This window comes from Pseudomonas sp. 2822-15 (assembly GCF_002742515.1).
Classification (GTDB): Bacteria; Pseudomonadota; Gammaproteobacteria; order Pseudomonadales; family Pseudomonadaceae; genus Aquipseudomonas; species Aquipseudomonas salomonii.
On the sequence record NZ_LJRY01000156.1, the window covers coordinates 571,344 to 595,786 of the forward strand.

At 61.9% G+C, this 24,443-nt stretch carries 25 protein-coding genes; 12 read left to right on the forward strand and 13 right to left on the reverse strand.

Annotated features, from left to right (window positions below; all coding sequences use genetic code 11):
- Positions 1-89: 89 nt before the first annotated feature.
- Genes maiA through hmgA form a run of 3 tightly spaced genes read right to left on the reverse strand, consistent with a single transcriptional unit; the run spans position 90 to position 3,320 of the window.
- Complete coding sequence (gene maiA / locus AOA59_RS04395; RefSeq protein ID WP_099486107.1) at positions 90-734, reverse strand: maleylacetoacetate isomerase; 645 nt, start codon at positions 732-734, stop codon at positions 90-92.
- Positions 735-746: 12 nt separating this feature from the next.
- Positions 747-2,033 (reverse strand): fumarylacetoacetase, encoded by a 1,287-nt coding sequence (gene fahA / locus AOA59_RS04400; protein ID WP_099486109.1) that lies wholly within the window; start codon positions 2,031-2,033, stop codon positions 747-749.
- 3 nt (positions 2,034-2,036) lie between these two features.
- Entirely contained in the window at positions 2,037-3,320 is a 1,284-nt protein-coding gene (gene hmgA, locus AOA59_RS04405; protein WP_099486111.1) for a homogentisate 1,2-dioxygenase, read from the reverse strand.
- Positions 3,321-3,440: 120 nt separating this feature from the next.
- Here hmgA and AOA59_RS04410 point away from each other — a divergent pair, with 120 nt between their 5' ends.
- Positions 3,441-4,220, forward strand: coding sequence for an IclR family transcriptional regulator (locus tag AOA59_RS04410; protein WP_065912620.1), 780 nt, complete (start codon positions 3,441-3,443; stop codon positions 4,218-4,220).
- A gap of 1 nt (position 4,221) precedes the next feature.
- Here AOA59_RS04410 and dacB read toward each other — a convergent pair whose 3' ends face one another.
- The 7 genes from dacB to AOA59_RS04450 all read right to left on the reverse strand — a co-directional run bounded on the left by dacB (position 4,222) and on the right by AOA59_RS04450 (position 12,000).
- On the reverse strand, positions 4,222-5,679 hold the full coding sequence (dacB, locus tag AOA59_RS04415) for a D-alanyl-D-alanine carboxypeptidase/D-alanyl-D-alanine-endopeptidase (RefSeq protein ID WP_099486113.1): 1,458 nt from the start codon (positions 5,677-5,679) through the stop codon (positions 4,222-4,224).
- Positions 5,680-5,938: 259 nt separating this feature from the next.
- The gene (locus AOA59_RS04425; protein WP_099486115.1) at positions 5,939-8,353 is read right to left on the reverse strand and encodes a TonB-dependent receptor; all 2,415 of its coding nucleotides are present in this window, start codon (positions 8,351-8,353) and stop codon (positions 5,939-5,941) included.
- 109 nt (positions 8,354-8,462) lie between these two features.
- On the reverse strand, positions 8,463-9,398 hold the full coding sequence (locus AOA59_RS04430; protein ID WP_099486117.1) for a glutathione S-transferase family protein: 936 nt from the start codon (positions 9,396-9,398) through the stop codon (positions 8,463-8,465).
- A gap of 75 nt (positions 9,399-9,473) precedes the next feature.
- Positions 9,474-9,749, reverse strand: coding sequence for a GIY-YIG nuclease family protein (locus AOA59_RS04435; protein ID WP_099486119.1), 276 nt, complete (start codon positions 9,747-9,749; stop codon positions 9,474-9,476).
- A gap of 36 nt (positions 9,750-9,785) precedes the next feature.
- Entirely contained in the window at positions 9,786-10,256 is a 471-nt protein-coding gene (locus AOA59_RS04440) for a nuclear transport factor 2 family protein (RefSeq protein WP_065912611.1), read from the reverse strand.
- A 90-nt stretch (positions 10,257-10,346) separates the two neighbouring features.
- Entirely contained in the window at positions 10,347-10,982 is a 636-nt protein-coding gene (locus AOA59_RS04445; RefSeq protein WP_099486120.1) for a response regulator transcription factor, read from the reverse strand.
- A 199-nt stretch (positions 10,983-11,181) separates the two neighbouring features.
- Positions 11,182-12,000, reverse strand: a complete 819-nt coding sequence (locus AOA59_RS04450; protein WP_065912610.1) for a response regulator — start codon at positions 11,998-12,000, stop codon at positions 11,182-11,184.
- 393 nt (positions 12,001-12,393) lie between these two features.
- Here AOA59_RS04450 and AOA59_RS04455 point away from each other — a divergent pair, with 393 nt between their 5' ends.
- The 9 genes from AOA59_RS04455 (at position 12,394) to AOA59_RS04495 (ending at position 20,753) form a co-directional block, all read left to right on the forward strand.
- Positions 12,394-13,017: a DUF1120 domain-containing protein gene (locus tag AOA59_RS04455; protein ID WP_099486122.1), complete on the forward strand. Its 624-nt coding sequence runs from the start codon at positions 12,394-12,396 to the stop codon at positions 13,015-13,017.
- Between the two features lie 15 nt (positions 13,018-13,032).
- Positions 13,033-13,662: a DUF1120 domain-containing protein gene (locus AOA59_RS04460; protein WP_099486124.1), complete on the forward strand. Its 630-nt coding sequence runs from the start codon at positions 13,033-13,035 to the stop codon at positions 13,660-13,662.
- A 31-nt stretch (positions 13,663-13,693) separates the two neighbouring features.
- Positions 13,694-14,314 (forward strand): DUF1120 domain-containing protein, encoded by a 621-nt coding sequence (locus tag AOA59_RS04465; protein ID WP_065912606.1) that lies wholly within the window; start codon positions 13,694-13,696, stop codon positions 14,312-14,314.
- Positions 14,315-14,326: 12 nt separating this feature from the next.
- On the forward strand, positions 14,327-14,944 hold the full coding sequence (locus tag AOA59_RS04470; RefSeq protein ID WP_099486126.1) for a DUF1120 domain-containing protein: 618 nt from the start codon (positions 14,327-14,329) through the stop codon (positions 14,942-14,944).
- 3 nt (positions 14,945-14,947) lie between these two features.
- Complete coding sequence (locus AOA59_RS04475) at positions 14,948-15,622, forward strand: DUF1120 domain-containing protein (protein ID WP_099486128.1); 675 nt, start codon at positions 14,948-14,950, stop codon at positions 15,620-15,622.
- A gap of 33 nt (positions 15,623-15,655) precedes the next feature.
- A complete protein-coding gene (locus AOA59_RS04480) occupies positions 15,656-16,360 on the forward strand; it encodes a fimbria/pilus chaperone family protein (protein ID WP_065912600.1) in 705 nt (234 codons plus the stop codon).
- Between the two features lie 118 nt (positions 16,361-16,478).
- A complete protein-coding gene (locus AOA59_RS04485; RefSeq protein ID WP_256593025.1) occupies positions 16,479-18,932 on the forward strand; it encodes a fimbria/pilus outer membrane usher protein in 2,454 nt (817 codons plus the stop codon).
- Positions 18,933-18,943: 11 nt separating this feature from the next.
- Positions 18,944-20,083 (forward strand): DUF1120 domain-containing protein, encoded by a 1,140-nt coding sequence (locus AOA59_RS04490; RefSeq protein ID WP_178076235.1) that lies wholly within the window; start codon positions 18,944-18,946, stop codon positions 20,081-20,083.
- 25 nt (positions 20,084-20,108) lie between these two features.
- A complete protein-coding gene (locus AOA59_RS04495) occupies positions 20,109-20,753 on the forward strand; it encodes a DUF1120 domain-containing protein (protein WP_099486131.1) in 645 nt (214 codons plus the stop codon).
- Here the strand turns inward: AOA59_RS04495 and AOA59_RS04500 are convergent.
- Complete coding sequence (locus AOA59_RS04500) at positions 20,750-22,015, reverse strand: CynX/NimT family MFS transporter (RefSeq protein WP_099486132.1); 1,266 nt, start codon at positions 22,013-22,015, stop codon at positions 20,750-20,752. The genes AOA59_RS04495 and AOA59_RS04500 overlap by 4 nt on opposite strands.
- Positions 22,005-22,664, reverse strand: coding sequence for a FadR/GntR family transcriptional regulator (locus AOA59_RS04505; RefSeq protein ID WP_099486134.1), 660 nt, complete (start codon positions 22,662-22,664; stop codon positions 22,005-22,007). Before AOA59_RS04505 ends, AOA59_RS04500 begins: the two co-directional genes overlap by 11 nt.
- Before the next feature lie 159 nt (positions 22,665-22,823).
- On the opposite strand from AOA59_RS04505, the gene AOA59_RS04510 reads away from it, so the two are divergent.
- Complete coding sequence (locus AOA59_RS04510) at positions 22,824-23,135, forward strand: type II toxin-antitoxin system MqsR family toxin (protein ID WP_058419372.1); 312 nt, start codon at positions 22,824-22,826, stop codon at positions 23,133-23,135.
- Positions 23,132-23,620 carry a type II toxin-antitoxin system MqsA family antitoxin gene (locus AOA59_RS04515; RefSeq protein ID WP_065912587.1) on the forward strand — a complete coding sequence of 163 codons (489 nt, stop codon included), beginning with the start codon at positions 23,132-23,134 and terminating at the stop codon, positions 23,618-23,620. Before AOA59_RS04510 ends, AOA59_RS04515 begins: the two co-directional genes overlap by 4 nt.
- A 52-nt stretch (positions 23,621-23,672) precedes the next feature.
- Here AOA59_RS04515 and AOA59_RS04520 read toward each other — a convergent pair whose 3' ends face one another.
- Complete coding sequence (locus AOA59_RS04520; RefSeq protein WP_003171943.1) at positions 23,673-24,437, reverse strand: amino acid ABC transporter ATP-binding protein; 765 nt, start codon at positions 24,435-24,437, stop codon at positions 23,673-23,675.
- Positions 24,438-24,443 lie beyond the last annotated feature (6 nt).

Sequence of the window (24,443 nt, forward strand, 5' to 3'; positions counted from 1 at the left end):
GAGCTGGCTTGCCTGCGATGACGGTGTGTCAGCCAGTTCATTATCAACTGATAGACCGCTATCGCAGGCAAGCCAGCTACCACATTGATTTAGGGTGTGTCAGGGGTGTCGGGTTGGTTGGCCGGATGCGCCTGCACAAACGCCGGATGCTGCGCCGCCAGCGCGGCCACTCGCCCGATACGCGGGTACGCGCCCAACGGCACCTTGAAGCGCTCAGCCGCGTACAGCTGCGGGATCAGAAACGCATCCGCCATCCCCGGTTGCGGCCCAAAGCAAAAACCTTCATCGCCAATCAACTGCTCCACCGCGCCCAGGCCCTGGCTTATCCAATGCCCGATCCACTCGAGCACTTGCGCCTCGTCATGCCCCCATTTGCGCAGCAGGTTTTGCGTGCTGGAGTTGTGCAGCGGATGGATATCGCAGCCAATGATCGACGCCACCGCCCGCTCATGGGCACGGGCTGCCAAGTCCTTGGAGAGCAACGGCGCCTGTGGATAACGCTCTTCCAGGTACTCGATGATTGCCAGTGATTGGATCAACAGCTCACCCTCATCGGTACGCAGCGCCGGTACACGGCCCTGCGGGTTGATCGCCAGGTAATCGGGCTGGCGATTCGCGCCGCCCGGCGGCACCAGCAAATTAACCGGCACGGCGGTAAAGTCCAGGCCCTTGAGCGCCAGGGCTATACGCACCCGGTACGACGCCGTAGAACGGTAGTAGGTATAGAGTTGCATCGCCCTGCCCTCTTAACGTGCTGCGGTCACGGTGCCACGGCATTCGCCGAAACCGATGGAGGCAAAACCTTCACGGTTGCAACGGGCACGCAGGATGATTTCGTCACCATCTTCAAGGAACTTACGCACTTCGCCGGAGGCCAGTTCAATCGGCTTTTTACCGCCTTCGGTGATTTCCAACAGGCTGCCGTACTGCCCCGGTTGCGGCCCGGACAAGGTGCCCGAACCAAACAAATCACCGGCCTGCAACTGGCAGCCGTTGACGCTGTGGTGTGCAACCAACTGCGCTACGGTCCAGTACATGTGCTGGGTGTTGCTCAGGGCCAGGCGGTGTTCCGGCAGGTTTTGCTCGCGCATCGCAGCGGTGGTCAGCAGCACTTCCAGCTCGATGTCCAGGCCTCCCGTGGCCTGGTCACGCGTATCCAGCAGGTACGGCAGCGGCTGTGGGTCACCTGCGGGACGTGCCGGTTGGGCCTTGCGGAACGGCTCCAGCGCTTCGGCGGTGACCACCCATGGCGAGATGCTGGTGATGAAGCTTTTTGACAGAAACGGGCCGAGCGGCTGGTATTCCCAGGCCTGGATATCCCGTGCCGACCAGTCGTTGAGCAGGCAGAACCCGGCAATATGTTCAGCGGCGTCGCCAATGGCAATCGAGTCGCCCATGGCATTGCCCTGGCCGATCCAGATGCCCAGTTCCAACTCATAATCCAGGCGCGCGCACGGGCCGAAGGTTGGCTCGGCCTGGCCGGCTGGCAGCGTCTGGCCTTTAGGCCGACGTACATCCGTGCCCGAGGGGCGAATGGTCGAGGCGCGACCGTGATAGCCAATCGGCACGTACTTGTAGTTGGGCAGCAACGGGTTGTCGGGACGGAACAGTTTGCCGATGTTTTGCGCGTGTTCGATGCCGACGTAGAAGTCGGTGTAATCGTTGATCTTCGCCGGCACATGCATGTGGCAATCCGCCGCGCGGTGCAGTACCTGCGCCTCACGGGTGTGCAGCTTGCTGCCTTCGGCGAGCAGTTCCAGCAGGCGCTTGCGCAAGGCTACGCGTGGGCCACGGCCGAGTTCGAAAAAGCCGTTCAGTTGGCCACCGGCAGTGGCTTCGACCGCACGGCGTGCTTCACCTTCAAACTCGTCCAGCGCAGCGTGCAGGTCGAGAATCGAATCGCCAATCGCCACGCCACTGCGCGGGGCCGAGCCATTGATGCTGAACACGCCCAGCGGCAGGTTCTGCAAGGGGAAATCGCGGTGGCCGTTGGCGGAGGCTACCCAGCTGCGGGCAAGTGTTGGCTGAGTCATGGGTTATCTCCGGTTCGGGTTGAAGGTGGCGGGCAGCGAGGCCCAGCACGCGTCGTAGGAAGGTTGCAGTTGTGGGCACTCAAGGGCGAACTGTGTGGGGCGCAGCACTTGGCTGGTCTCGAACATGAAGGCCATGGTGTTATCGATCTTGTGCGGCGCCAGCGCCACGTTGATGGCTTTGGTGCAGGTCTCGCCGTCCGGGCCGTGGGCGCTCATGCAGCTGTGCAGTGACGCGCCGCCCGGCAGGAAACCTTCGGACTTGGCGTCATACGCGCCCTGGATCAGGCCCATGTATTCGTTCATCAGGTTGCGGTGGAACCACGGCGGGCGGAAGGTATTTTCGGCCACCATCCAGCGCGGCGGGAAGATCACGAAGTCGAGGTTGGCCAGCCCATGCACGCTGGTGGGCGAGGTCAGTACGGTGAAAATTGACGGGTCCGGGTGATCGAAACTCACCGTGCCGAGGGTGTTGAAACGGCGCAGGTCATATTTGTACGGCACGTTATTGCCGTGCCAGGCGACCACGTTCAGCGGCGAATGGTCGAGCTCGCAGGCCCACAGTTCGCCGAGGAATTTCTGCACCAGCGTGGTCGGCTTTTTGCTGTCTTCGTAGTGAGCGACCGGTGTGAGGAAATCACGCGGGTTAGCCAGGCCGTTGCTGCCGATTGGCCCCAGATCCGGCAGGCGCAATGGCGCGCCGTGGTTTTCCGCAACGTAGCCGCGTGCCTGGGCATCCAGCAGTTCGATGCGAAATTTCAGGCCGCGGGGCAGCACCACGATTTCCAGCGGCTCGACGTCCAGCACACCCAACTCGGTGGCGATACGCAGACGGCCCTGCTCGGGGACGATCAACAGTTCGCCATCGGCGTTAAAGAACACCCGTTCCATCGAACGGTTGGCGCAGTAATTGTAAATGCTGATGCCTGAGGGTTTTGCCGACCCGGAGTTGGCGACCATGCCGACCAGGCCGTCGATAAAGTCAGCCGGTTCGCCGGGAATATCCAGCGGGTTCCAGCGCAAGCGGTTCGGCGTCACCGCCCCCAGCGGACCACCGGCCAATTGCCGTTCCAGCTTGATAAACGCCGGGTGATTGGCCGACGGCTGTATGCGATACAGCCAAGTGCGACGGGCTTCGCTGCGCACCATGGTAAAGGCGGTGCCGGAGAACAGCTCGGTGTACAGACCGTAGGGAGCTTTTTGCGGGGAATTCTGGCCGACCGGCAATGCGCCAGGCAACGCTTCGCTGGCGAACTCATTGCCGAAACCCGATTGGTATTCGAGGTTCATGGACCATCCTCTGTGCGGAAGTTGTTTTTATCGTAATCCAGTTACGCATAACGTAATTTGATCACTATCGACCGTCAAGCTATAAAGACGCCCATTCATCTCTCGGATTATCGCCCCTCCATGGAAAAGCCCCGCGACACCGGTAAACAGAAAGTCCGCTCGGCCGAAGTGGGCACCGATATCCTCAAGGCGCTGGCCGAACTGTCCCCCGCCACCTCGCTGTCGCGCCTGGCCGAACATGTGCAGATGCCGGCGAGCAAGGTCCACCGCTACTTGCAGGCGCTGATCGCTTCGGGGTTTGCCGAGCAGAACACCGCTACCAACCATTACGGCCTGGGCCGCGAGGCGTTGCGCGTGGGCTTGGCGGCGCTGGGCAGCATGGACGTGTTGAAAGTCGGCGCGATGCCCCTGGCAGAACTGCGCGATGAATTGAATGAAACCTGCTTTTTGGCGGTGTGGGGCAACCAGGGCGCGACCGTGGTGCAGATAGAACCGGCGGTGCGTGCCGTCACTGTGGTGACGCAGTTGGGTTCAGTGTTGCCGCTGCTCAGCTCGTCCACCGGGCTGGTATTCAGCGCTTACCTGCCATCGCGGGAAACCGTGGAATTGCGCGCACGCGAGATTCAGGCCGGGACTGCCCATGCCCTGGCGGACGACGCGGCCTACGCCGGCGCCTGCGAACAGATCCGCAACCGGGGCCTGCACTTTGTGCATGGTTTACTGATGCCCGGCGTCGATGCGTTGTCGGCGCCGGTGTTCAATGCGGTCGGGCAAGTCGCGGCGGTGATGACCGTGGTCGGCCCCACCTCACTGTTCCATGCCGATGAAGATGGCCCGGCGGCGCAGCGCTTGCTGGCGGCGACCCGGGCCGTGAGTTGGCGCATGGGCTATCAGCCCTGAATCATTCGTCCCAGCGTGACAGGGCCAACGCCACGCGGTTTTCCACGGCTTTGACCTGCGCGCCGCCCACCACGTAGTTGTTGCTCAGCATCGAGAACACCAGCTTGCGCCCCTTGGTATCGGTGATGTAACCGCTCAAGGACGACACGCCGCCCATGGAGCCGGTTTTGGCATGCAGGTTGTTCTCGGCCGGGGTGCCGCGCAGGCGATAACGCAGGCTGCCGCCGGTCATGCGGTCGGTATTGCCGGCAATCGGCAGCGCGTTGTACCAGGCGTTGAACCACGGCTGCTTGCTCGCGGCCAGCAGCAGGTCGGTGAGGTTTTGTGACGACACCAGGTTACGCCGCGACAGGCCCGAGCCGTCGACCTGGCTCAGCGTCGCCGTGTCCAGCCCCTGCCGCTTGAGAAACCCGGCCACCGCCACCGCGCCCGCCGCCGCCGTGCCGCTGTTGGCCGTCTGGCGGCCCATGGCCTTGAGCAAGGCTTCGGACATGTTGTTATTCGAGAGTTTGAGCAGCGGCGTAATCAACGCCTGCAAAGGCGCCGATTTATGCTCGGCCAGTACCGTCACCGCCGCCGGGCTTGCGCCGCCCATCACTCGATGGCCAAGCACCGAAATGCCTTGCTGCGCCAGCGCTTGCTCGAACAGGTTGGCCACCAGCTGCGTTGGCTCCCACACACTCACCAGCTGTTCGCTCTGTCGCCCCGGCGCCACGGCGCCACTGAGTTGCAGCAGGTTGGTGCCATGGCGACGGTTGATCCCATAGGTGTTGCCCGGCCCGCTGACCGCGCGGTTGCTCAGTTGCAGGTAGTTGGTCGGCGGAAAGATGTCGACGCTCACAGGCTGCCCGGCCTGCGCTGGCGCCTTGGCGGTGACCAGCACGCTGCCGGCATCAAAATCGGTATTGGGCGACACGGTCAATGCCGAAATCTGTGCGCCGTAGTAGGTGGTTTCGTCGTCGTGAGACCAGTCGACGCCCAGCCGCTCGGCGTCAAACCAGGTGTCATCAAACACCAGATCGCCCTGCACCTGACGCACGCCCTGGCTGGCCAACTGCGCCGCCAACGCCTGGTAATCGGCGAACTGAATGGTCGGGTCACCCAGGCCGCGCAGGTACAGGTTGCCGGTCAGACGGTCGCCCTGGCGAATGCCGTTGCTCAACAGTTGCGTGGCGAAACGGTACTGCGGCCCGAGCACATCCATGGCCGCAGCCGTGGTCAGCAGTTTGAGGTTGGAAGCCGGCACCAGCCGCGTGCGCGGGTTGTGCTGATACAGCGTGGCGCCACTGTTGGCGTCCCGCACCATCAGCGAGACCGAAGCGCCATGCAGCGCCGGGTCGGCCAGCAATTGGTCGAGGCTCTGGCCGGTAGCCGTCTTCGAAGGCGTGGCGCAACCACCCAGTAACAAACTCAAGCCCACCAGCATCGCGCTGGTGTGTATCCATCGACCCAACTGCATCAGTACCGTTTTCCCGCAAAATATTCAGTGGCGGCAACGCTACCAGCTCAATGCCGTTGTGGCGAGCGTGGCTGCTGTGGGATCGGGGCTATTGTGGCGAGCGGGCTTGCCCCGCGTTGGGCCGCGTAGCGGCCCCTAGTAGGCCCACCGCATTTTTTCAGGCTTTACGCAGTGCCAGGTTTTGGGGCCGCTACGCAGCCCAACGCGGGGCAAGCCCGCTCGCCACAACAAGCTCCCTCGCCACAGGATATCGCCTGTCTTAGAACTGCAGGGTGCTGGAAACCGACACCTGCCGCGCATCGCCGATGGACACAAACTGGGTGTTCACCGACGAGGTGTAGTAGGTGCGATCAAACAGGTTCTTCACATTGAGCTGGAACTTGACCTTCTGCCCGTCGATTTTGGTGTCGTAGCTGGCAAATGCATCGGCCACGGTGTAGCTCGGCAGTTCGAAGCTGTTAGCCGCGTCCCCGGCCCGCTCGCCCACGTAACGTGCGCCGGCGCCCACACGCAGCTGGTCACCCCCCAAGAGGCTGCCGAAGTCATACACGGCCGACAACGACGCGGTGTTTTTCGCCACGTTTTGCAGGCGATTGCCTTTGAGCGTCGGGTCTTCGGTCACCTCGGCATCGGTGTAGGCGTAGCTGCCGATCAGGCTCCAGTTGTCGGTCAACTGGCCGCTGGCGTCCAGCTCAAGGCCACGGGAACGTACCTTGCCCGCCACGCTGTAGACGGCGGCCAAACCGTCGCCGACCTGCACCAGCACGTTGCGTTTTTCGATATTGAACAGCGCCGCACTGGCGGTGATGCGCCCCGGTATGTCGAGCTTGGTGCCCAGTTCCCAGGCCTTGGACTGTTCCGGTTCCAGGCTGCCGTCCAGCACGCTTTTGTTCGCCAACGGCGCGATGGTGGAATTGGGTTTGAACGACTCGGTGTAGCTGCCATAGAACGACAGTTGATCGGTGTAGCGATACACCAGACCGGCACGCGGCACCCACTTCTGGCCGTTGCCATCGGTGTTGGCGGTGAACGGCACGCCTTTTCCGGCGTATTGGTCGTACATCTGGTAGCGCGCACCGCCGACCAGAATCCACTGGTCATTGAGGTGGATGGCGTCCTGGAAGAACAGCGAATCGCTGCGCAGCAAGTCGGTCTGGTTACTGTCCGGCGCGCTGACTTTGGTGCCCGCGACTTCGTTGCCGTACACCGGATCGTTATAGTTGAAGACGCCACGCGGCGCCTGGCGAATCAGGTCGGCACGGTAGATCTTGCGGTACTCGTCGTCGAGCCCGAACACCAGGTCGTGCTGCATGCCGCCGACATTGACCTTGCCTTCCAGGCTGGTGGTGGCGAAGCGGTCGGTGGTCAGCGCGCCCTGGGTGCCGTCCATGCTGCGGGTGAGGGTGCCGTTGGTGTTGACCTTGACCACGCGCACCTGGCTGGCGTCGTAGGTCTCGCGGTTCCAGCTGTAGCCGAAGTGCGCCTTCCAGTCGTCGTTCAAGTCGTGGTCGACTTCCAGGCGATACAGGTCGGAACGGCCTTGCATATTGTTGAACGGTTCATCCAGGCGACGGGTCGCGGGGATGTTCAACGGGTGGTTGGTCTTGGGGTCGATGGCGGTGCCACGGTCGAACGGCGAGAGAAATTCGCGGTGCTCATAGGCGAACACTACTTTCGTGGTGTCGCCGTACCAGGCCAGGGACGGCGCCACCAGCGTTTCGCGGTGGGTGCCGTAATTGCGCCAGTAATCTTCGTCTTCGTGGTCGACGATCAGCCGATAGGCCAGGCCACTGTCACCGATCGGGCCGGTGGTGTCGAGGTTGCCGCCGCTGCCGTTCTTGCCGTCACCGAAGGTCGAGCCGCGCGCGGTCAACGAGGTGGACTGCACCAGCTCGGGCTTTTTGCTGACGATATTGACCACGCCGCCCGGGTCCTGGATGCCATACAGCAAAGACGACGGGCCTTTGAGCACTTCGACGCGCTCGGCGGTGGCGTTCAGCGCCCGGCCCTGCACCACGGGCATACCGTCCTTCATGATCGAGCCGTTACGGTTGTCACCAAAACCGCGCAGCATCACCGCGTCCTGGGTGCTGCCGAGGGTGTTGGCCTGGGTGATGCCACTGATATTGCCCAGGGCGTCATCCAGGTTGCGTGGTTGCTGGTCGCGCAGCACCTGGGCCGGCACGACGTTGACGGTTTGCGGGGTTTCCAGCAGCAGGCCGTGGGAGCGCATCACCGAGCTGGTGGGCGGCGGCTGGTAGCTGGTGGTGTCCTGGGCTTGGCTCGCGCCGCTGATGGTGGTGGCGCCCAAGTTGACTGCGCCGTCGGTAGGCACAGGCTCAAGCGCCAGAGTACGGGCGTCGATCTGGCGAAAGGTAAAGCCTGAGTTGCCGAGCAGCCGTTGCAGGGCCTGGGTGGCACTCATCTGCCCGCTGACCGCCGGAGCATTGAGACCATAGGGCGCTTCGTCGGTGTAGATCACGCTGATGCCGGTTACCCGGCTGAAATCACTCAGCGCCTGGGGCAGCGGTTTGGCTGCCAGGGCAAAGTTGAACTGGGCACTTTGTTGCTCCTGCGCCTGCGCAATCGCCAGGGGCAACAACGCCAGCCCAGATACTGCCAATACCGAGGCTCCCAGCCACTGTTTTACCCAACCGCCCGCCGTCGACTTCATGCTGTGAGAACCCGTGTAGAAAACGCTGTTAATGCGAATAGCTCGCAGTTTCAAACACTACACGGATGGGCGGGCGATTTACCTCACCTTTGTTTGCAAATATTTTTATTTACTGCGCCTGAATGCGGAACCCCATACGCGGGAAGTGCACGTGCACGGTGCCGGCACGTTCGTCGGTACGGCGCAGGATCAGCTCTTCACGCCCGGCAAACAGCAGTTCACCCGCAACGGGATCAACCCCGTAATCAATGGCCGCAATCGTTACCGACTGACCCGCCTTGAAACCATTCAAGTCCTCGAACTCGTCATCCGGTAATGCCGCAGGCGTGGCATCACGGGCGATCGCCAATGCCTGCTCCGCCGTCATTTGACTCGCACTGCCGTGACCAAAACCCAGCACCCGCGCCAGCCAAGCCAGGACGGCCGGATAAGCATCCACCAATGGAGCCGTCACGGGAGTGGCTTTGAGGAACCACATCGGGTGGGCCAAGGCAAAGTCGGCAATCGACGGTTCACCGAACAGAAAGTCACCCGGCGCGTGCTGCAGCTGGAACTCCAGACGTGCCATGATCGCCGGCCACTGGTGCTTGGCCAGCTCGGCCGGGAGCTTGCTGGCCGTGCCGCCACTGAACAATGCGGCACGGTCAGCGATAAACGCCTTGATCGCGTCCGGCGATAATTTGCCAAAGCGCACCGCCACTGACTCCGGCTGGAATACCAGGCTGACGGCATGGGCGAACACCACGCTGTCGGCCCAGGCGGCGAACGTCTGTGTGATCATTTCCTGGCCCAGCGGGAACAGCGCCGGCGAGGACGTTTCCTGCTCAAGGCGACGGGCGATCAGGGCAGTGTCGCAATAGATATCGGCGCCGACTTGCAGTACCGGGGTTTTCCGGTAGCCGCCGGTCAAGGCTGTCAAGTCGGGTTTGGGCATGACCGGTGATATGTGTACGGAGTGCCAGGACAACCCCTTGAAACCCAGCAGCAGCCTGGCTTTTTCTGCAAAGGGTGAGGTCGGGTAATGGTGCAGGATCAACTCAGACATGCCAGGCTCCGCTCGATAGGTGAGCCGCCAGCTTAGCCTGCAAAGCCCTGCGTGGGGACGATGAGAACCTATCAATCAAATCAATGAGCCACTCGCCGCCAGGCATTCCTTGGCGCTTTTCTTCAATTTCTTGATCAGCCGTTCCTGGCGCAGCGCCTCGCCCTTGGAGGCGCACTGCTCGGTGTACACCAGCGCCACGGCCGGGCTGGACAGAAAAAACCGCGCGCCCTTGCCGCTCTGGTGGGAGGCAAAGCGGCGCACCGGGTCATTGCTGATGCCGCAATACAGCGAGCCATTGGCGGCACGTACCAGGTAGACGAACCAGGGTTTGGGGTCAGGAGTATCAGTCACGAGTGATTTCGGCAAACCAAAGGAGCGTCAAGCTTATCAACGACCGGCCTGAAATGCCTTCAAGCCTTTAAGCGCCTGGGCGCGCACGGCGTTTTTCAGCGCCGGCGACCAGCCCAGCAGCAAGCCCTTCAAGCCCAGGGCCTGGCGCGACCAGCGCCACAGGTCGAAGTGGTCGTGATGCTCAGAGATCTTGCCATCACGAAACACAAAGCGTGCACCAATGTCGTTGACCACCGTATTGCCCGTGGCGCTGAACAGGTAGGTCGCCACCCAGTGCGCACTGCCGGTGCTGTCATCGCTGCGCACATGGTCGAAGGTCAGGGAAAAGTCCTTGGCCCGCGTGGTGAGCATGCGCCACATGTCCCCGGCGTCGCGCCCGCGCAACTCGCCAAAGGCCGGGTCGCTGAACACCACGTCAGCGGTGTAGCAGGCGGCCATGGCTTCGGCGTCCAGGCGCTGGAAGGCACTGTAGAACTCGGTGATCAGGGCGTTATGGGCATCACTCATGGGCAGGCTCCGCAGGCGTCGAAAGAATAGGCGCACGATAAGCTGCCCACGCGGCCCTGGCTACTGACATTCGCCACGCAAATGATAAGCCTAAGGCACCATTCCAACACTGCGGGCATAGGCGAACAGGTCAACATCGGTGGAAATACTCAGCCGCTGCATGGCCGTGCTTTTCTGCTTGCTGATCGTGGAAATACTGCGATTGACCTGTGCCGCGATCTCGCTGACGGTCATGCCGCTGGCCAGCATGCGCACCACCTCGCGCTCCTTGCCGGATAATTGCGGCTCCTGGGACTGATCGCCCGTGCCCGCCTCGACCATTTGCACCCGCAGCGATTCACTGGCGAAGGTCTGGCCGGCACACACGGCCTTGATCGCCAGGGGCAGTTCCTTGGCGGAAGCACTTTTGGCCACCACCGCCTTGGCCCCATGGGCGAAGGAAGCACGCAAGGTGGCGACGCTGGCGAACATGGTCACCAAAATCACCGGCAACTGCGGATACTGGCGGTGCAACAGGCTCAACAGGCCGTAGCCATCGACCTGCTGGCCGCCCGGCATGGCAAAGTCCGTGACGATCACATCGCACGGCGTGGTACTTAACAGGCAGAGCAGTTGATCGGGGCCATCGGCCTCAGCGACCACTTTGCATCGGCCGTGCGCCTCAATCACGACTTTCTGCCCGATACGAACAATGGGGTGATCGTCAGCAATAATTACTCGAAGCATAAATCCCCACGAATGATGGCAGCTTGAATCCGCGCAAAATACCCCCGCAGGCGCTCATCAACAACCGCTAACAAACAGCCGTTTGCAGTCGCCCCCAATGTTCACTAGTTCACATTTTTTTGCCTACAGAACAACAGGAAAAAACCTACAACCAAAACTAGATCGTCGGATTGCAAACGCCTGAAGCAAATACCGTTCTTCAGACCTCAGTCAGGTACTCGAGATACACCAGCAACCGGGCCAGGAACAATTCCAATTGCACCTTGTGCGCCGCAACGCCCTGGGACCGGACCTGCTCGATCAACTTCACGGCACACGACTCAAGGCCTGTACCGCCCAAAAACACCAGGCTGCCGACCAAACGATGCAGGCGCTCAGCGGTCAGTGGCGCGTTCAACGTCGAGCAGGCGTGGCGCAATACACGATGGTCTTCCCACGCTTCCAGCAACAGGGTTTCCAACAACTGATCGACGATATCCCCGCTGCCAAAGGTTGCGATCAGCGAGGCCCGGGTTGGCCAGCCGGCGCGCGGCGCAACAGTCTCCTGGGCGACGGAGCAGTCATGCACGCCCGGCAACCAACGCGCCAGCACTGCGTGCAATTGTTCCAGCGTCAGTGGTTTGATCAACCAGGCATCCATGCCGGCATCGCGACAACGTTTGGGGCTGTCGTTTCGCAGGTTGGCGGTCAAGGCGATGATAGGCACGCGTCTCATCCCGGTGTCGCACTCATGTTGGCGAATGGCGCGGGCCATGCTGTAGCCGTCCATAAATGGCATCTGGCAATCGCTGATCACCAGATCGAAGGGGCGACTGGTATAGGCCACCAGCCCGAGGTAGCCGTCGGCGGCCACCTCGTGTCCCAGCCCCAGTTTCTGCAATAACCCACCCAGCAACAGACGATAGGCAGAATGGTCATCCACCACCAGCACGCGCAGGCGCCGCCAATGAAACGCAGGTGTGCCTGGCGGCTTCAGCAGGCGGCTCGCTCTTGCGGTTGAACCTACCAGCGAACCCATCAGTACCTCTATCGCGACTATTGATCCGGCAGCAATCCGCAGCACTGGTGCAATAGCCCGTGAGGCCTGTCATGCAGCAATGGTCGACGCATCCTTTTGAATGCTATCGGCTGCAAACAAATAACCTTTCGAGTTAATTAAAGCCCATACAACTACTACGAAAATCCCCCCTGAATCATTGCCTTTGCGCCGTCCTGACAATGTCGTATTAGTTGTATTTCCCCTGCACATCCCCCTCGCTAAATTGTGCTCACCCCAAAGAGGGTCGGCTTGCCACTCCCCGGCTACAGCCAATAAACATCGAGACCGCCGCTTGGCCAACCACCCGCTCATACCGGGTCGGGGGTAGCCCTGCACGCGCCTCTATCTGCCAGTTTGCAATGGAACATTAAAATGAAGACCCCTGTATCCCTGTTGAGCAGTGCCCTGCTGCTCGCCATGACTTCCTCGGTATTGGCCGCCAGCAGCGTCGACCTGACCGTCAAGGGTTTGATCACCCCCAGCGCCTGTACCCCCAGCCTGCCGGGTGATGTCGATTTTGGAAAAATCGCGGCAAAAGATCTGAATCAAGACACCGCCACGCGGCTTGAGAACAAGACCGTGCAACTGAGCGTCAACTGCGATGCCGCAACGCTGTTTGCAATCCACCCCCTCGACAATCGCGCCGGGACCGCATTGCACGGCGCCACCTTTGGCCTGGGCCTGATCAACGAAAACCAGAAGCTCGGCAAGTATCAGTTGGTGTTCAGCAACCCCGTCGCCGAAACGGCATCCACCCTGATCGCCATGTACAACTCGGAGGGTCAATGGACTGAGTTGCTGGATGATGAAGCCGTAGCGCCAAACGATCTGGTGGCGCTGGGCAGCCGTGGGGATAGCGGTTGGGCACCGCATCCGATCAAGGATGCGGTCATGGACATGACCCTGTACACCTCGATTGCACCTGCAAGCAGCCTGACATTGACCAGCGAAGTGGCAATCGACGGCTCCGCGACCTTTGAAGTGAAATACCTGTAAATGGACACTTTCCCAATGAAAACCTGCCTGTCCCTGCTGAGCAGTGCCCTATTGCTCGCCATCAGTTCATCCGCGTTCGCCGCCAGCAGTGTCGACCTGACCGTCAAGGGTTTGATCACCCCCAGCGCCTGTGCACCGAGCCTTTCAAACGGTGGCGTCATCGACCACGGCAAGGTAGCGGCCAAGGATTTGAAGCTCGATAACTGGACGTTGCTTGGCAATCACAGACTGGAAATGGCGATCACCTGCGATGCACCGACCCTGCTGGCCCTTAAGGGCATCGACAATCAAGGGAGCGCCTATGACTCAAGCAACGCGTACGGCCTGGGCTTGGTCAGCGGCAAAAAACTCGGCGGGTACACCCTGGCACTGGATAACCCAATGGCTGATGGCGCGGTGATTTCCGTGATTAATTCCCGGGACAACGGCCTCAGTTGGCTCGAAATCTTCCCAGGCGACGTCTGGCCAGCCGCCGACCTCGCTTCGTTTGGCGATCGCTCGACCGGCAGTTGGGCGCCCACACCGGTCCGGCAAGTAACTGCGGGGCTTTTGGTGCAAACCCTTATCGCTCCAACTGCCGGGATGGACCTGACCACTGAGGTCCCCATCTATGGCTCCGCCACGATTGAAGTGAAATACCTGTAACCCCATCCCCGTACTAAGGAAGGTTCAAACGATGACTTACTTAAGAGCGGCGCCCCTGGCCGCCCTGTTGTTGGGCACCTCGTCTCTCGCACTGGCCGCCAGCAGTCAGGATCTGACCGTCAAAGGCATCATCACGCCCAGCGCCTGCGACCCTGTGGTCTCCGGCGGCGGTAACGTCGACTTCGGCAAGGTATCGGTCAAGGACCTCAATGCGGACACCTACACTGATCTGCCAAGGGAAACCATGCTGTTGAGCGTGCGTTGCGACGGGCCGACGTTCTTCACCCTCAACACCATCGACAACCGCGCAGGCACCACCGCCAACCACTTCAGCTGGCATGGCCTGGGCATGACGCCCAACGATGAAAAAGTCGGTGATGCCGGGCTTGGCCTCTACATGCCGGTAGCCGACGGCGTGCCGGTGCGCACCATCACCTCCAGGGATGGCGGCGTGACCTGGATGCCCTCGGTAATGCTCAGCCACACCCTGCTGACAGCCGTTGCCAACAACGATGGCGTGATGCCGATTGCGATACAGGAACTGGACGCCGAGATCCGCCTGATCACCCACATTGCCCCCGCAAACGGCCTGACGCTGACCGACGAAGTGCCTATCGACGGCCACGCCACCGTACAAGTCAATTACCTTTAAGGAGCCGCACTGATGAAAGTACGATTGGCCACTCTGGCAGCCAGTGTATTGCTGCTCAACTCGGCGAATACTTTCGCCGCTTCCAGCGTCGACCTGACGGTAAAGGGCCTGATTGTACCCAGCGCCTGCACGCCTAGCCTGTCCGGTGGAGGCGTGATCGACCATGGCAAAATCTCCGCCAAAGACCTGAACTCAGACCGTATCACCGTGATCGGCAACAATACGCTGAGCATGGCGGTCAATTGCGACGCCCCAATCCTGTTTGCCTTGCACTCGATCGATAACCGCGCGGGTTCGGGTCTCGCTACGGACTACGGCCTGGGTTTTATCAACGACACCCAAAAACTGGGCCGGTACTCGCTCACTATGCTCAACCCAGTCACGGGTGACGGCACAGTGGTGCAAACCATTGGCTCGTATGACCTGGAAACCTGGTACCAGGAAAGGTTCTGGGACCCAGGCATGTACATGTCCGTCGCCGCAATGGATGACGACACCCAACCCGTCCCCGTCCAGGACTTGAGCGTTGATCTGGAGGTGCAGACCATCATCAATCGCGCCGATGGCCTGGACTTGAGCAACGAAGTGAACATCGACGGCTCCGCCACCCTTGAAGTGAAGTACCTCTAACCCATGGCCGCCCATCCCTTGAACACAGTCGGGCATGGGCTGCGCCTACCTGTGCTGGTACTCAACAGGTTCGCCTGTTGCCTCGCCGCCCTACTGTGCCTGGCCGATGCCCACGCGGCGTCGACTGTCGACCTCACGGTGACCGGCCGGATCACCCCGGACGCCTGCCTTATCGAGTTGACCAATAACGGCACCGTCGATCACGGCAAGATTCCTTCCCACAGCCTCAACGCCGACGAGTTCACCGTGCTGCCTGTCCAGGTGCTCGACCTGCGCGTGCAGTGCGCCAGGCCGATGCTGTTTGCGCTGGTGGGCATCGATAATCGCGCCGACTCCTCGTCGGCCCCCGATTACTTCTACGGGCTGGGCAGGAACATCCACGTCCCCGAGGAGCGTCTGGGTTCGGTGGCGTTGGCCTATCGCAACGCTGTGGGCGATGCGCAGCCCATGCAGGTATTGGCTTCCATCGACAACGGCGAAACCTGGTCACAGGAGCCCAACGCCTACCCACGCGTGTTTATGGCCTTTGCGCCAGTCGGGGACCACCAACCGGACTTCATCGGCCAGTTGACCGTTCAGGTTCAAGTAAGCACCGCCATCAATTTTTCGCAGTACCTGACCCTGGACCAGGAAGTCCCGCTCGACGGCGCGATCGTCCTGGACCTGCGCTATCTCTGAACGATCCTCTTTTGGCCTAATGGAAACCCCGTCATGACGACGATATTCTCAAACACCGCTGTGGGCCTGATTGCCTTGCTGTTGATACTCGGCAATCAAGTCAAAGCCGACGGTATGGTCCCGGACACCTCCGTAGTAATCGTGCATGAAGCCGATGGCGAAGCGGCGGTGTCGGTGACCAACACCGACAGCCAACTCGCGCTGCTGCATGTCACCTTGCAGGACATTCCTGAAGACACCGAGCCACTGCTGGTGGTGACGCCGCCGCTGTCGCGGGTCGAGGCGTCCAAATCCCAGCTGGTGCGTTTCATCCTGCAGAACCAGCAACCGCTACTCACCCAACGGCTTAAACGCGCAGTGTTCGAAGGCATGCCCCAAGGCCGCGCGGCCACCGCCGCCGGGCATGCCCGGGTGGGCGTGACCGTGCGCCAGAACCTGCCGGTGATCGTGCATCCCAAGGGCCTGGCGCCCAACCGCACGCCGTGGACCGACCTGACCTGGACCCTGCGCGACGGCCAATTGCAGGTGCGTAATGACACGCCGTATGTGGTGCGCCTGGCGCAGGAACTGCTGCTGTTGCCGAGTCACCGCAAGGCGATGCTGCCACGCACCTATGTGCTGCCGGGTGAGGCATTGAGTATGCCGGCCGGCAATGACCCGGCCACCACGGTCAGGCTGCAGCCGGCCACGGTGTATGGATTTGCGGTCAAGGCCTACGACGCACCGATCACCCTCTGACTAAAAACCACAGGCGCCGTATAAAGACCGCCGCCTGATAACGAAGTGACGGCTCATTGACCGTCACCGGAACGCCTGGGAGCACCGGGCCTGTGCGTTCACTATTCGAGTACCTTGCGTGAAAACAGTATTGAGCTACCGTGACGGCGAAGCCGTGTCTGACACCCCCGCCAACCCGGCCTTGTCGCTGGTGTTGTTGCTCTGTGCACTCGTGCCTGCCAAGGCCTGGGCCGAAGGCGCCAGCCCGTCCGGTTTCGACGCCCAGACCTTGCATCAGCGCGGCATCGACCCGCAATTGGCCAGCCTGCTGCTGGCGGCACCGCGCTTCGCCGCCGGGCGGCACACCGTCAACCTGCGGGTCAACGGCCAGCGGCGTGGCCGACAAGACCTGACCTTCGACCCACAAGGCAACCTGTGCTTCGACCGTGCGTTACTGGACGCCGCCAACCTGGTGGTCCCCAGTGACACGGTGGGCTGTCAGGATTTCCTCGCGCAGTACCCGCAAGCCCTGGTGGAGCCGGACCCGGCGACACTGACGGTGTCGCTGGTGGTGCCCACCGAAGCCCTGCGTCCTGTGCAGCAGGATATTTCGGGCTACGAGACCGGCGGTTTTGCCGGGCTGCTCAACTACGACCTCAGCGGTTTTTACAACCGCTTCGGCGATGACGCCAGCCGCTTTGGCTCAGCCAATACCGAAGTCGGGTTCAACGCCGGCGACTGGATCGTGCGCAGCCGCCAGGTACAGACCTGGCAGGATGGGCTGTCGCGCAGCACTCACCTGGAAGCCTATGCGCAACGCACCTTCGCCAGCCACCAGGCGGTGCTGCAGGCCGGGCAGATCAACCTCTATAACCCGGTACTGTCCGGTGCGCAGATCACCGGCGTGCAAGTGCTCACCGAACATGCGCTGCAAGAACAGGGCGAAGGCGCGTTGATTCAAGGCATCGCCAACAGCCCGGCACAGGTGGAAGTGCGCCAGAACGGCGCGCTGATTCATTCCACCGTGGTGCCTGCCGGGCCCTTTACCCTGAACGATGTACGCCGCTTGAACACGCGCTCGGACGTCGAAGTCACGGTCAAGGAAAGTGTCGGTGGCGAACGGCGTTTTACGGTGCCCGCGGCGATGCTCGGCCTTGGATTACCGGCGCCGGGCTATTCCGTGGCTGCGGGCCGGGTGCGCAATGTGGGTGACGCCAAGGGCGATGATCCGTGGGTAGTGAGCGCCGGCTGGACCGGCGCCCTGCACCCGCAATTGACCCTGGGCACAGGCGTGCTGGCGGCCAGCGAATACCGCTCGGCGGGCGCCAGCCTGGGCTGGTTGCCGTGGCTGGACAGCCAGATCCAGCTGTCGACTCAGCTGTCCAATTCCCAGGCGTGGGAAAAGGTCTCGGGCGTGCAGACCGACCTGTCATGGTCCCAGCGCCTGGACGAACAGTGGTCGATCAGCGCCGCCAACTCCTGGCGCAGCGTCGGCTATCGCGAACTGGAAGAAAGCACCTACGAGCGCGACGACAGCCCTGGGCGCAACAGCGAACGTCGCAACTCACGTTATCGCGACCAGCAAAGCCTCAACCTGGGCTGGTCACACCCGCTATTGGGCGCGTTCAGCGCCGGGGTTTCGCGCTCGGCCAATTTCGCCGGCGACAGCAGCAGCCGCGCCCTGGCGTCCTGGGGCACGAGCATCGGCGCGGTGGCGTTGTCGGCCAGTGCCGAGTGGCAAATGGGCGGCAGCCAGCAACAGGACAACGCAGTCTATTTGAACGTCAGTGTGCCGCTGGGCGAAAGCCGAAGAATGCGCAGTTGGGTGCGTAACTCCGGCGGTGAAAACCGCACCGGCCTGGGCGTTACCGAGCAGATCGACGATCAACTCAGCTATCGCGTCAGTGCCGAACACGACAGCAGCGATCACCAGGTAGAAACCACTCTGGGCGTCTCGGCATTGCCGCGCTATAGCCAGCTCGATTTCAGCTACAGCCGGTCCGATGCCGAGCGTTCCAGTTACCAAGGCGGCGCGCGCGGCGGTGTGGTGCTGCACAGCGACGGCATGACCTTTTCCCCCTACCCGGTGCGTGACACCTTCGCCCTGGTGTCGGTCGGCGACATGAGCGGCATCAAGCTCAGTACGCCCAGCGGCCCGGTGTGGACCGACTGGCAAGGCCAGGCCGTGGTGCCGCAAGTCGCCGCTTATGGCCGCAGCCCGGTGGAAGTGCAGACCCGTTCGCTGCCGCGCAATGCCGATATCAACAACGGCCTGGCGATGATCTCGGCCGGGCGCGGCGCCGTGGACCGGGTTGAGTTCGGCGTCGGTCTCACCCGCCGCATGCTGCTTACCGTCAGCAACGACCAGGGCGCGCCGCTGCCGGCGGGCGCCTCCGTCAGCACTGCCAGTGGCGAGTTCGTCACCTTGGTGCAGGACGGCAGCCAGGTGTTTCTACCCAATGTATTGGAGCAGCCAACGCTCTGGATAACCACGCCGCAAGGCGGGCGTTGCGAGCTGCGCTACGAACTGCCGGCAAAGGCCGATCCGTCGGTGTACTTCGAAACTGCTCCCGCACATTGCAACGTGCCTTGAGGATGTCCGCCATGCCCGTCACACCTTACTTGCGTCAACTGTGCCTGTGGCTGCTGCTCGGCGTCGCCGGTACTGCCCAGGCCGTGGAAGAATGCCAACTGAACGTCAGCGATGCGCTGGTGGATTTCGGCCGGATGAGCCGTCTGGCGCAGAACGACAGCGCGCCGCAACGCCTGCTCGGCGAGCGCCGCCTGAGCGTGACCGTCAACTGCCCGCAAGCCGACGACCTCAGCCTGTTCTACCGCGCCCTGGCCGCCAACCCGCAGCGCCTGCAATTTACCGAGCACGGCAGTTACGCCATCGAAGCCGGCAACGCCCTGCTCGACGGCCGCGCCGTAGAACTGGGTTTGCTACCGGCCGCCGGCCAGGCGCCCGTCGCCATTGGCAACGTGCTGGAGTGGCGTCCCGGCCACGGCATCGCGCCGGTCGAGCGCGGCGCGGTACTCACCGGCAACACGCTGTCGCTGCAACTGACCTTACGCGCCTGGGCCGACCTCGCCGCCACACAAGTGCGCGATGCCACCACCTGGGAAACCACCGCCATGGTGTACGGGGCACAGCACGGGGGCTACCGGGAACTGACACTGCGTGCGCACTTTGCGCCGATCGCCTGCCTGCCCTCGCTGTCGGACCACGGCGTGGTGGACTACGGCACCCTGTATGCCAAGGACTTGAGTGCCACCAACGAATCGCCGCTGCCCACCCGCACCCTGCGCTTGAGCGTGACCTGCGACGCGCCGATTCCCTTCGCCCTGCGCATGAAAGACAACCGCGACGGCTCGGCCACCGGCGGCACCGATGAAACCGCCTATGGCCTGGACCTGGACGCCAGTGGCAACAAGATCGGACGTTTTTACCTGACCATCGACCCGGCGGAGTTCAGCGCCGATAGCTTCCCCACGCTGTACCGCACCGATTCCACCAGCAATGGCGTGGCGTGGAGCAGTTCCACCGCACGGCAAATCCCCATGGCCGCCAACAGCATCCTCGGTTTTACCGACAAGACCGGTGTCACCACCGGCCCGGTCGCCATCCAGACCCTGACCGGCACCCTGCGCATCAAGACTTACCTGGCGCCCATGCAAAGCCTGGATCTGCGCGAGGTGGTGCATATCAACGGTTCCGGCACCCTTGAAATCGTCTATCCCTAACCCGTCACTGCAAGGAGTCCGCCCCATGAAAACCCACGTGCTTTACAGCTTGCTGTTACTGGCCTGCGCCCCCTCGTTGCTGGCTGCCTCGGCAGTGGACTTGAGCGTCAAAGGCCTGATCACGCCCGCCGCCTGTTTGCCGCAGTTCCCCGGCGGCGCCTTGATCGACTACGGCAAGATCGCCCAGCAAGACTTGAACCTGACGACCGCCACGCGCCTGCCCGTCCAGACCCTGCGCATCGGCATCGCCTGCAACGGCCCTACCCGCTATGCCCTGCGCATGCGTGACAACCGCGACGGCTCGGCCATGGTCAACAGTGAGATTTACTACGGGCTGGGGTTTGATAGCAGCGGCAACCGCCTGGGGGTGTACTCCATGACCTTCGACCCGCGCCAGACCCAAGCCAGCAACACCGCGCAAATCTTCGGCACCGAGTCCACCACCGGCGGCCTGGCGTGGCGCACGTCCAACCTCAACCCTATCGACATCGGCTCGCGAAGCTACCTGGGCTTTACCGAAGTCGAGGGCAGCGTCAGCGGGCCCACGGCCATCGGTACCCTGACGGGCGCCGTGACGGTGCAAACCGTGATCAACGCCCGGCAGAACCTCGACTTGAGTGTGGAAACCCCACTCGATGGTTCGGCCACCCTGGAGGTGGTGTACCTCTAGAGTTTCTCGCTGGTCACTTGCACGTAGCGCGCACGCCCGGCGCCAAGGCCCGCGACAATCGCGCCCAGGCCGATCACGGCGAAAATCCAGCCGATGGCCGTCCAGCCACCGGTCCAGTCATGCACCAGGCCGACCGCAAAGGGGCCCATCGATGCCAGGGTGTAACCAATGCCCTGGGCCATGCTCGACAGGTTGGCAGCCACATGGGAATCGCGCGAGCGCAGCACGATCAAGGTCAGCGCCAGGCTGAAGGTGCCACCCTGCCCAAGGCCGAGCAGAATCGCCCAGCCCCACAAACCGTCCAGCGGCGCATACAGGCAACCGAACAGACCGCCGAGGGTCAGCAGCATCACCACCACAATCGCCAGGCGCTGGTCCTTGCCGCGCGTGGCCAGCCAAGGTGCGGCCAGGGAACTGAGCAGTTGCACGATGATCGAGCCTGAGAGCGCCAGGCCCGCTTCGGTGGCACTCAGGCCGCGCCCAATCAGGATCGACGGCAACCAGCCGAACACGATATAGGCCAGGGAAGATTGCAGCCCCATGTACAAAGTCACCTGCCAGGCCAGCGGGTCACGCAGCAAGCCCTTGACCCGGTAAGCCACCTGATGGGCGCCGTGCTTTTGCCTCACTTGCGGCAACCAGAACAGGGCCGCCAGCAACGCCGGGACAACCCAGAACCCCAGGCCGATGGCCCAACTGTCGGCGAAGTGCTGACTCAGGGGCACCGTGGCCCCGGCTGCCAATGCGGCGCCCAGACACAACGCCATGGTGTAGACGCCGGTCATGGCGCCCGCCTGCCTGGCAAAATCACGCTTGACGATACCCGGCAGCAATACACCGATAATGCCGATGCTCGCGCCAGCGATCAGGCTGCCCGCGAACAAACCCACTTCACCGAATGCACTGCGCAAAATGATGCCGCAGGCCAGGGTGATCAGAATCCCCAGGACCACGCGCTCGGCGCCAAAACGTCGGGCCAGGATCGGCGCGGTCGGCGCGAACAGACCCAGGCACAACACCGGCAAGGTGGTCAGCAACCCGGCCTTGGCCGCCGATAACCCCAGGCTGCCGGAGACTTCAGCCAGCAGTGGCGACATGCTCGACAGCGCCGGCCGCAGGTTCAACGCCACCAGCACCAGGCCCAGCAGCAACAGCCACGGGCGAGCCACCTGCGGCGGGGCCTGCTGGACGGTTTCGTCATCGGCTTCGGCGTCGATCAGCAGTTCTTCGAGTTCAGTCGTACGTTTGGCTTCAAGGTTCATTGATCAACTGCCGGCAGAGGGATTTGGCGCGTTCGGGGTCTTGGTTTTCTACCGCGTCGAGCAACGCGCTATGCAGGTCGAATACCGACTGGCGACGGGGTGAGATGTTCAGGGTCTGACGCAACTGGGCGCCGACGATGCTGGAAAAATACTGATACAGCTCGCTCAACGCCGGGTTGCGCGCGGCATCCACCAGGCGCTTGTGAAACACCAGGTCAGCGCTGATATAGGCTTCCAGTTCACCGTGGTACAACTCGCCGCTGCGCTCAAGGGCTTCACGCAGGCCTTTGAGGTCGTCCTCGGTACGGCGCAACGCCGCCAGGCCGATGGCCTCCACTTCGAGAATCTGCCGCGTCTCCTGCGCCTGCGCCAGTGTGCAGTGGGACAGCGCACGCATTGCGCCCAGCGGGTCGGTCATCGAGCGCAGGTAACTGCCGTCGCCCTGGCGGATTTCGATCAGACCCGAGAACGCCAGGACGCGCATGGCCTCACGCACGGTATTACGGCTGATGCCCAGTTCGGCGGACAACTCCGGCTCGGTGGGCAGGCGTTCACCGATAGCCCATTTGCCTTCGGTAATACGCCAGCGCAGTTGCTCCAACGTTTGATCGACCAAAGAGCGTTTGATCAGAGGGGCGATGTCTGTCATGGATTTTTCACTTTCGTCCAATCATAGGATGAATTTTCCTACAGCCTATTCAGACTTGCCTACAAAGGCAACGCACTAGGGATCATAAGCAGCAAAAGGAGCAGTATTTTCGATTGGTAAAATTACCCATATAGGGTAATTATTGGACTCAGGTGTCTTATGGAAAAGTACACACCTCACTACGATCTGGCGGTGATCAAGGCGGATGTCAGGCGACTGGGTGCAAAAGCATTCACCCGTGCAGCCAAGGAGGCGGGAAAGCAACTCGACCTCGACATCAGCGAGATGCAGGCGGTCGTTTTCAAACTACAGAACAGGATGCTGTACAAGTCGATGACCACCTATGCGGATCACCGCGTCTGGCAGGACGTCTACCACATCCATTCACACGGTCTGGAGATTTACATCAAGGTCACTTACTGCTCCGGCAGTAACCCACCGGTGATCTCCTTCAAAGGGATGAACCTATGAAAACCCAACATTGTTTTATCTGCGGCGCCCCCGACGCCATGGTGCGTTTTGAGGGCCGCAGTGAAACCCTGCGCATCAAAGGCCTGGAGCAGCGCATTGATGATCTTTCGGGCTGGGAATGCGAGGTGTGCGAGGACGGCATGTATGACTCTGAATGCTCCGAGCGCCATGCCAAAGCAGGGGATGAGTTGCTTCACGCCGCTCGGCGGATGGTCGGAGCCGAACTCAAACGTATCCGCCGCAAGCTGCAGCTCACGCAAAAAGAAACCGTAGAACGGCTGTCCGGTGGCGGGCACAACGCATTCTCACGTTACGAACGCGGCGAAATAACGCCGCCCAAACCGTTGATGGTGTTGATGCGCCTGCTGGACCGTTACCCGCATTTGCTCGCCGACGCCAAAGAGCTGGCCGAAGGTGCAGACCTGCGCAACGCCTTCACCTGCACCGTCAACCACGAAACACAAGAAGCACTCAAGGCCTCCTGAACAGGCAAAAATAAACCCGGCACCAGGCCGGGTTTATGGGTTCAAGCTTCGATCAATGCAGAATCTGGCTCAAGAACAACTTGGTCCGATCATTCTGCGGGTTGTCGAAGAAGTCATTCGGCGCCGCCTGTTCCACGATCTCGCCCTTGTCCATGAAGATCACGCGGTTGGCCACGGTGCGCGCAAAGCCCATTTCGTGGGTGACGCACAACATGGTCATGCCGTCTTCGGCCAGGCCGATCATGGTGTCCAGAACCTCTTTGACCATTTCCGGGTCGAGTGCCGAGGTCGGCTCATCGAACAGCATGATTTTCGGCTTCATGCACAGGGCACGGGCGATGGCAACACGCTGTTGCTGGCCGCCGGACAGTTGCCCCGGAAACTTGTGCGCCTGCTCCGGAATACGCACACGCTCCAGGTAGTGCATGGCGATTTCTTCGGCCTTGCGCTTGGGCATCTTGCGCACCCACATCGGCGCCAGCGTGCAGTTCTGCAGGATGGTCAGGTGCGGGAACAGGTTGAAGTGCTGGAACACCATGCCGACTTCACGGCGGATCGCTTCGATCTGCTTGAGGTCGTTAGTCAGTTCCACGCCATCGACCACGATGCGGCCCTGCTGGTGCTCTTCCAGGCGGTTGAGGCAGCGGATGGTGGTGGACTTGCCCGAACCCGACGGGCCGCACAGCACGATACGCTCGCCCTGCTTGACGTTGAGGTTGATGTCTTTCAACACGTGGAACTGGCCGTACCACTTGTTGACGCCCTGCATCTGGATAATGCCTTCAGGGCTCACAGGCTGTTTGATCGCTTCGCTCATAACAAC

Coding starts and splice junctions, on each gene's coding strand:
- AOA59_RS04445 (WP_099486120.1), bottom strand. CDS start 10,982: ATGCTTCGAGTAATTATTGCTGACGATCACCCCATTGTTCGTATCGGG.
- AOA59_RS04480 (WP_065912600.1), top strand. CDS start 15,656: ATGACGACGATATTCTCAAACACCGCTGTGGGCCTGATTGCCTTGCTG.
- dacB (WP_099486113.1), bottom strand. CDS start 5,679: ATGCAGTTGGGTCGATGGATACACACCAGCGCGATGCTGGTGGGCTTG.
- AOA59_RS04520 (WP_003171943.1), bottom strand. CDS start 24,437: ATGAGCGAAGCGATCAAACAGCCTGTGAGCCCTGAAGGCATTATCCAG.
- AOA59_RS04455 (WP_099486122.1), top strand. CDS start 12,394: ATGAAGACCCCTGTATCCCTGTTGAGCAGTGCCCTGCTGCTCGCCATG.
- AOA59_RS04500 (WP_099486132.1), bottom strand. CDS start 22,015: ATGAACCTTGAAGCCAAACGTACGACTGAACTCGAAGAACTGCTGATC.
- fahA (WP_099486109.1), bottom strand. CDS start 2,033: ATGACTCAGCCAACACTTGCCCGCAGCTGGGTAGCCTCCGCCAACGGC.
- AOA59_RS04495 (WP_099486131.1), top strand. CDS start 20,109: ATGAAAACCCACGTGCTTTACAGCTTGCTGTTACTGGCCTGCGCCCCC.
- AOA59_RS04490 (WP_178076235.1), top strand. CDS start 18,944: ATGCCCGTCACACCTTACTTGCGTCAACTGTGCCTGTGGCTGCTGCTC.
- maiA (WP_099486107.1), bottom strand. CDS start 734: ATGCAACTCTATACCTACTACCGTTCTACGGCGTCGTACCGGGTGCGT.
- AOA59_RS04515 (WP_065912587.1), top strand. CDS start 23,132: ATGAAAACCCAACATTGTTTTATCTGCGGCGCCCCCGACGCCATGGTG.
- AOA59_RS04425 (WP_099486115.1), bottom strand. CDS start 8,353: ATGAAGTCGACGGCGGGCGGTTGGGTAAAACAGTGGCTGGGAGCCTCG.
- AOA59_RS04465 (WP_065912606.1), top strand. CDS start 13,694: ATGACTTACTTAAGAGCGGCGCCCCTGGCCGCCCTGTTGTTGGGCACC.
- AOA59_RS04460 (WP_099486124.1), top strand. CDS start 13,033: ATGAAAACCTGCCTGTCCCTGCTGAGCAGTGCCCTATTGCTCGCCATC.
- AOA59_RS04450 (WP_065912610.1), bottom strand. CDS start 12,000: ATGGGTTCGCTGGTAGGTTCAACCGCAAGAGCGAGCCGCCTGCTGAAG.
- AOA59_RS04470 (WP_099486126.1), top strand. CDS start 14,327: ATGAAAGTACGATTGGCCACTCTGGCAGCCAGTGTATTGCTGCTCAAC.
- AOA59_RS04510 (WP_058419372.1), top strand. CDS start 22,824: ATGGAAAAGTACACACCTCACTACGATCTGGCGGTGATCAAGGCGGAT.
- AOA59_RS04475 (WP_099486128.1), top strand. CDS start 14,948: ATGGCCGCCCATCCCTTGAACACAGTCGGGCATGGGCTGCGCCTACCT.
- AOA59_RS04440 (WP_065912611.1), bottom strand. CDS start 10,256: ATGAGTGATGCCCATAACGCCCTGATCACCGAGTTCTACAGTGCCTTC.
- hmgA (WP_099486111.1), bottom strand. CDS start 3,320: ATGAACCTCGAATACCAATCGGGTTTCGGCAATGAGTTCGCCAGCGAA.
- AOA59_RS04410 (WP_065912620.1), top strand. CDS start 3,441: ATGGAAAAGCCCCGCGACACCGGTAAACAGAAAGTCCGCTCGGCCGAA.
- AOA59_RS04430 (WP_099486117.1), bottom strand. CDS start 9,398: ATGTCTGAGTTGATCCTGCACCATTACCCGACCTCACCCTTTGCAGAA.
- AOA59_RS04505 (WP_099486134.1), bottom strand. CDS start 22,664: ATGACAGACATCGCCCCTCTGATCAAACGCTCTTTGGTCGATCAAACG.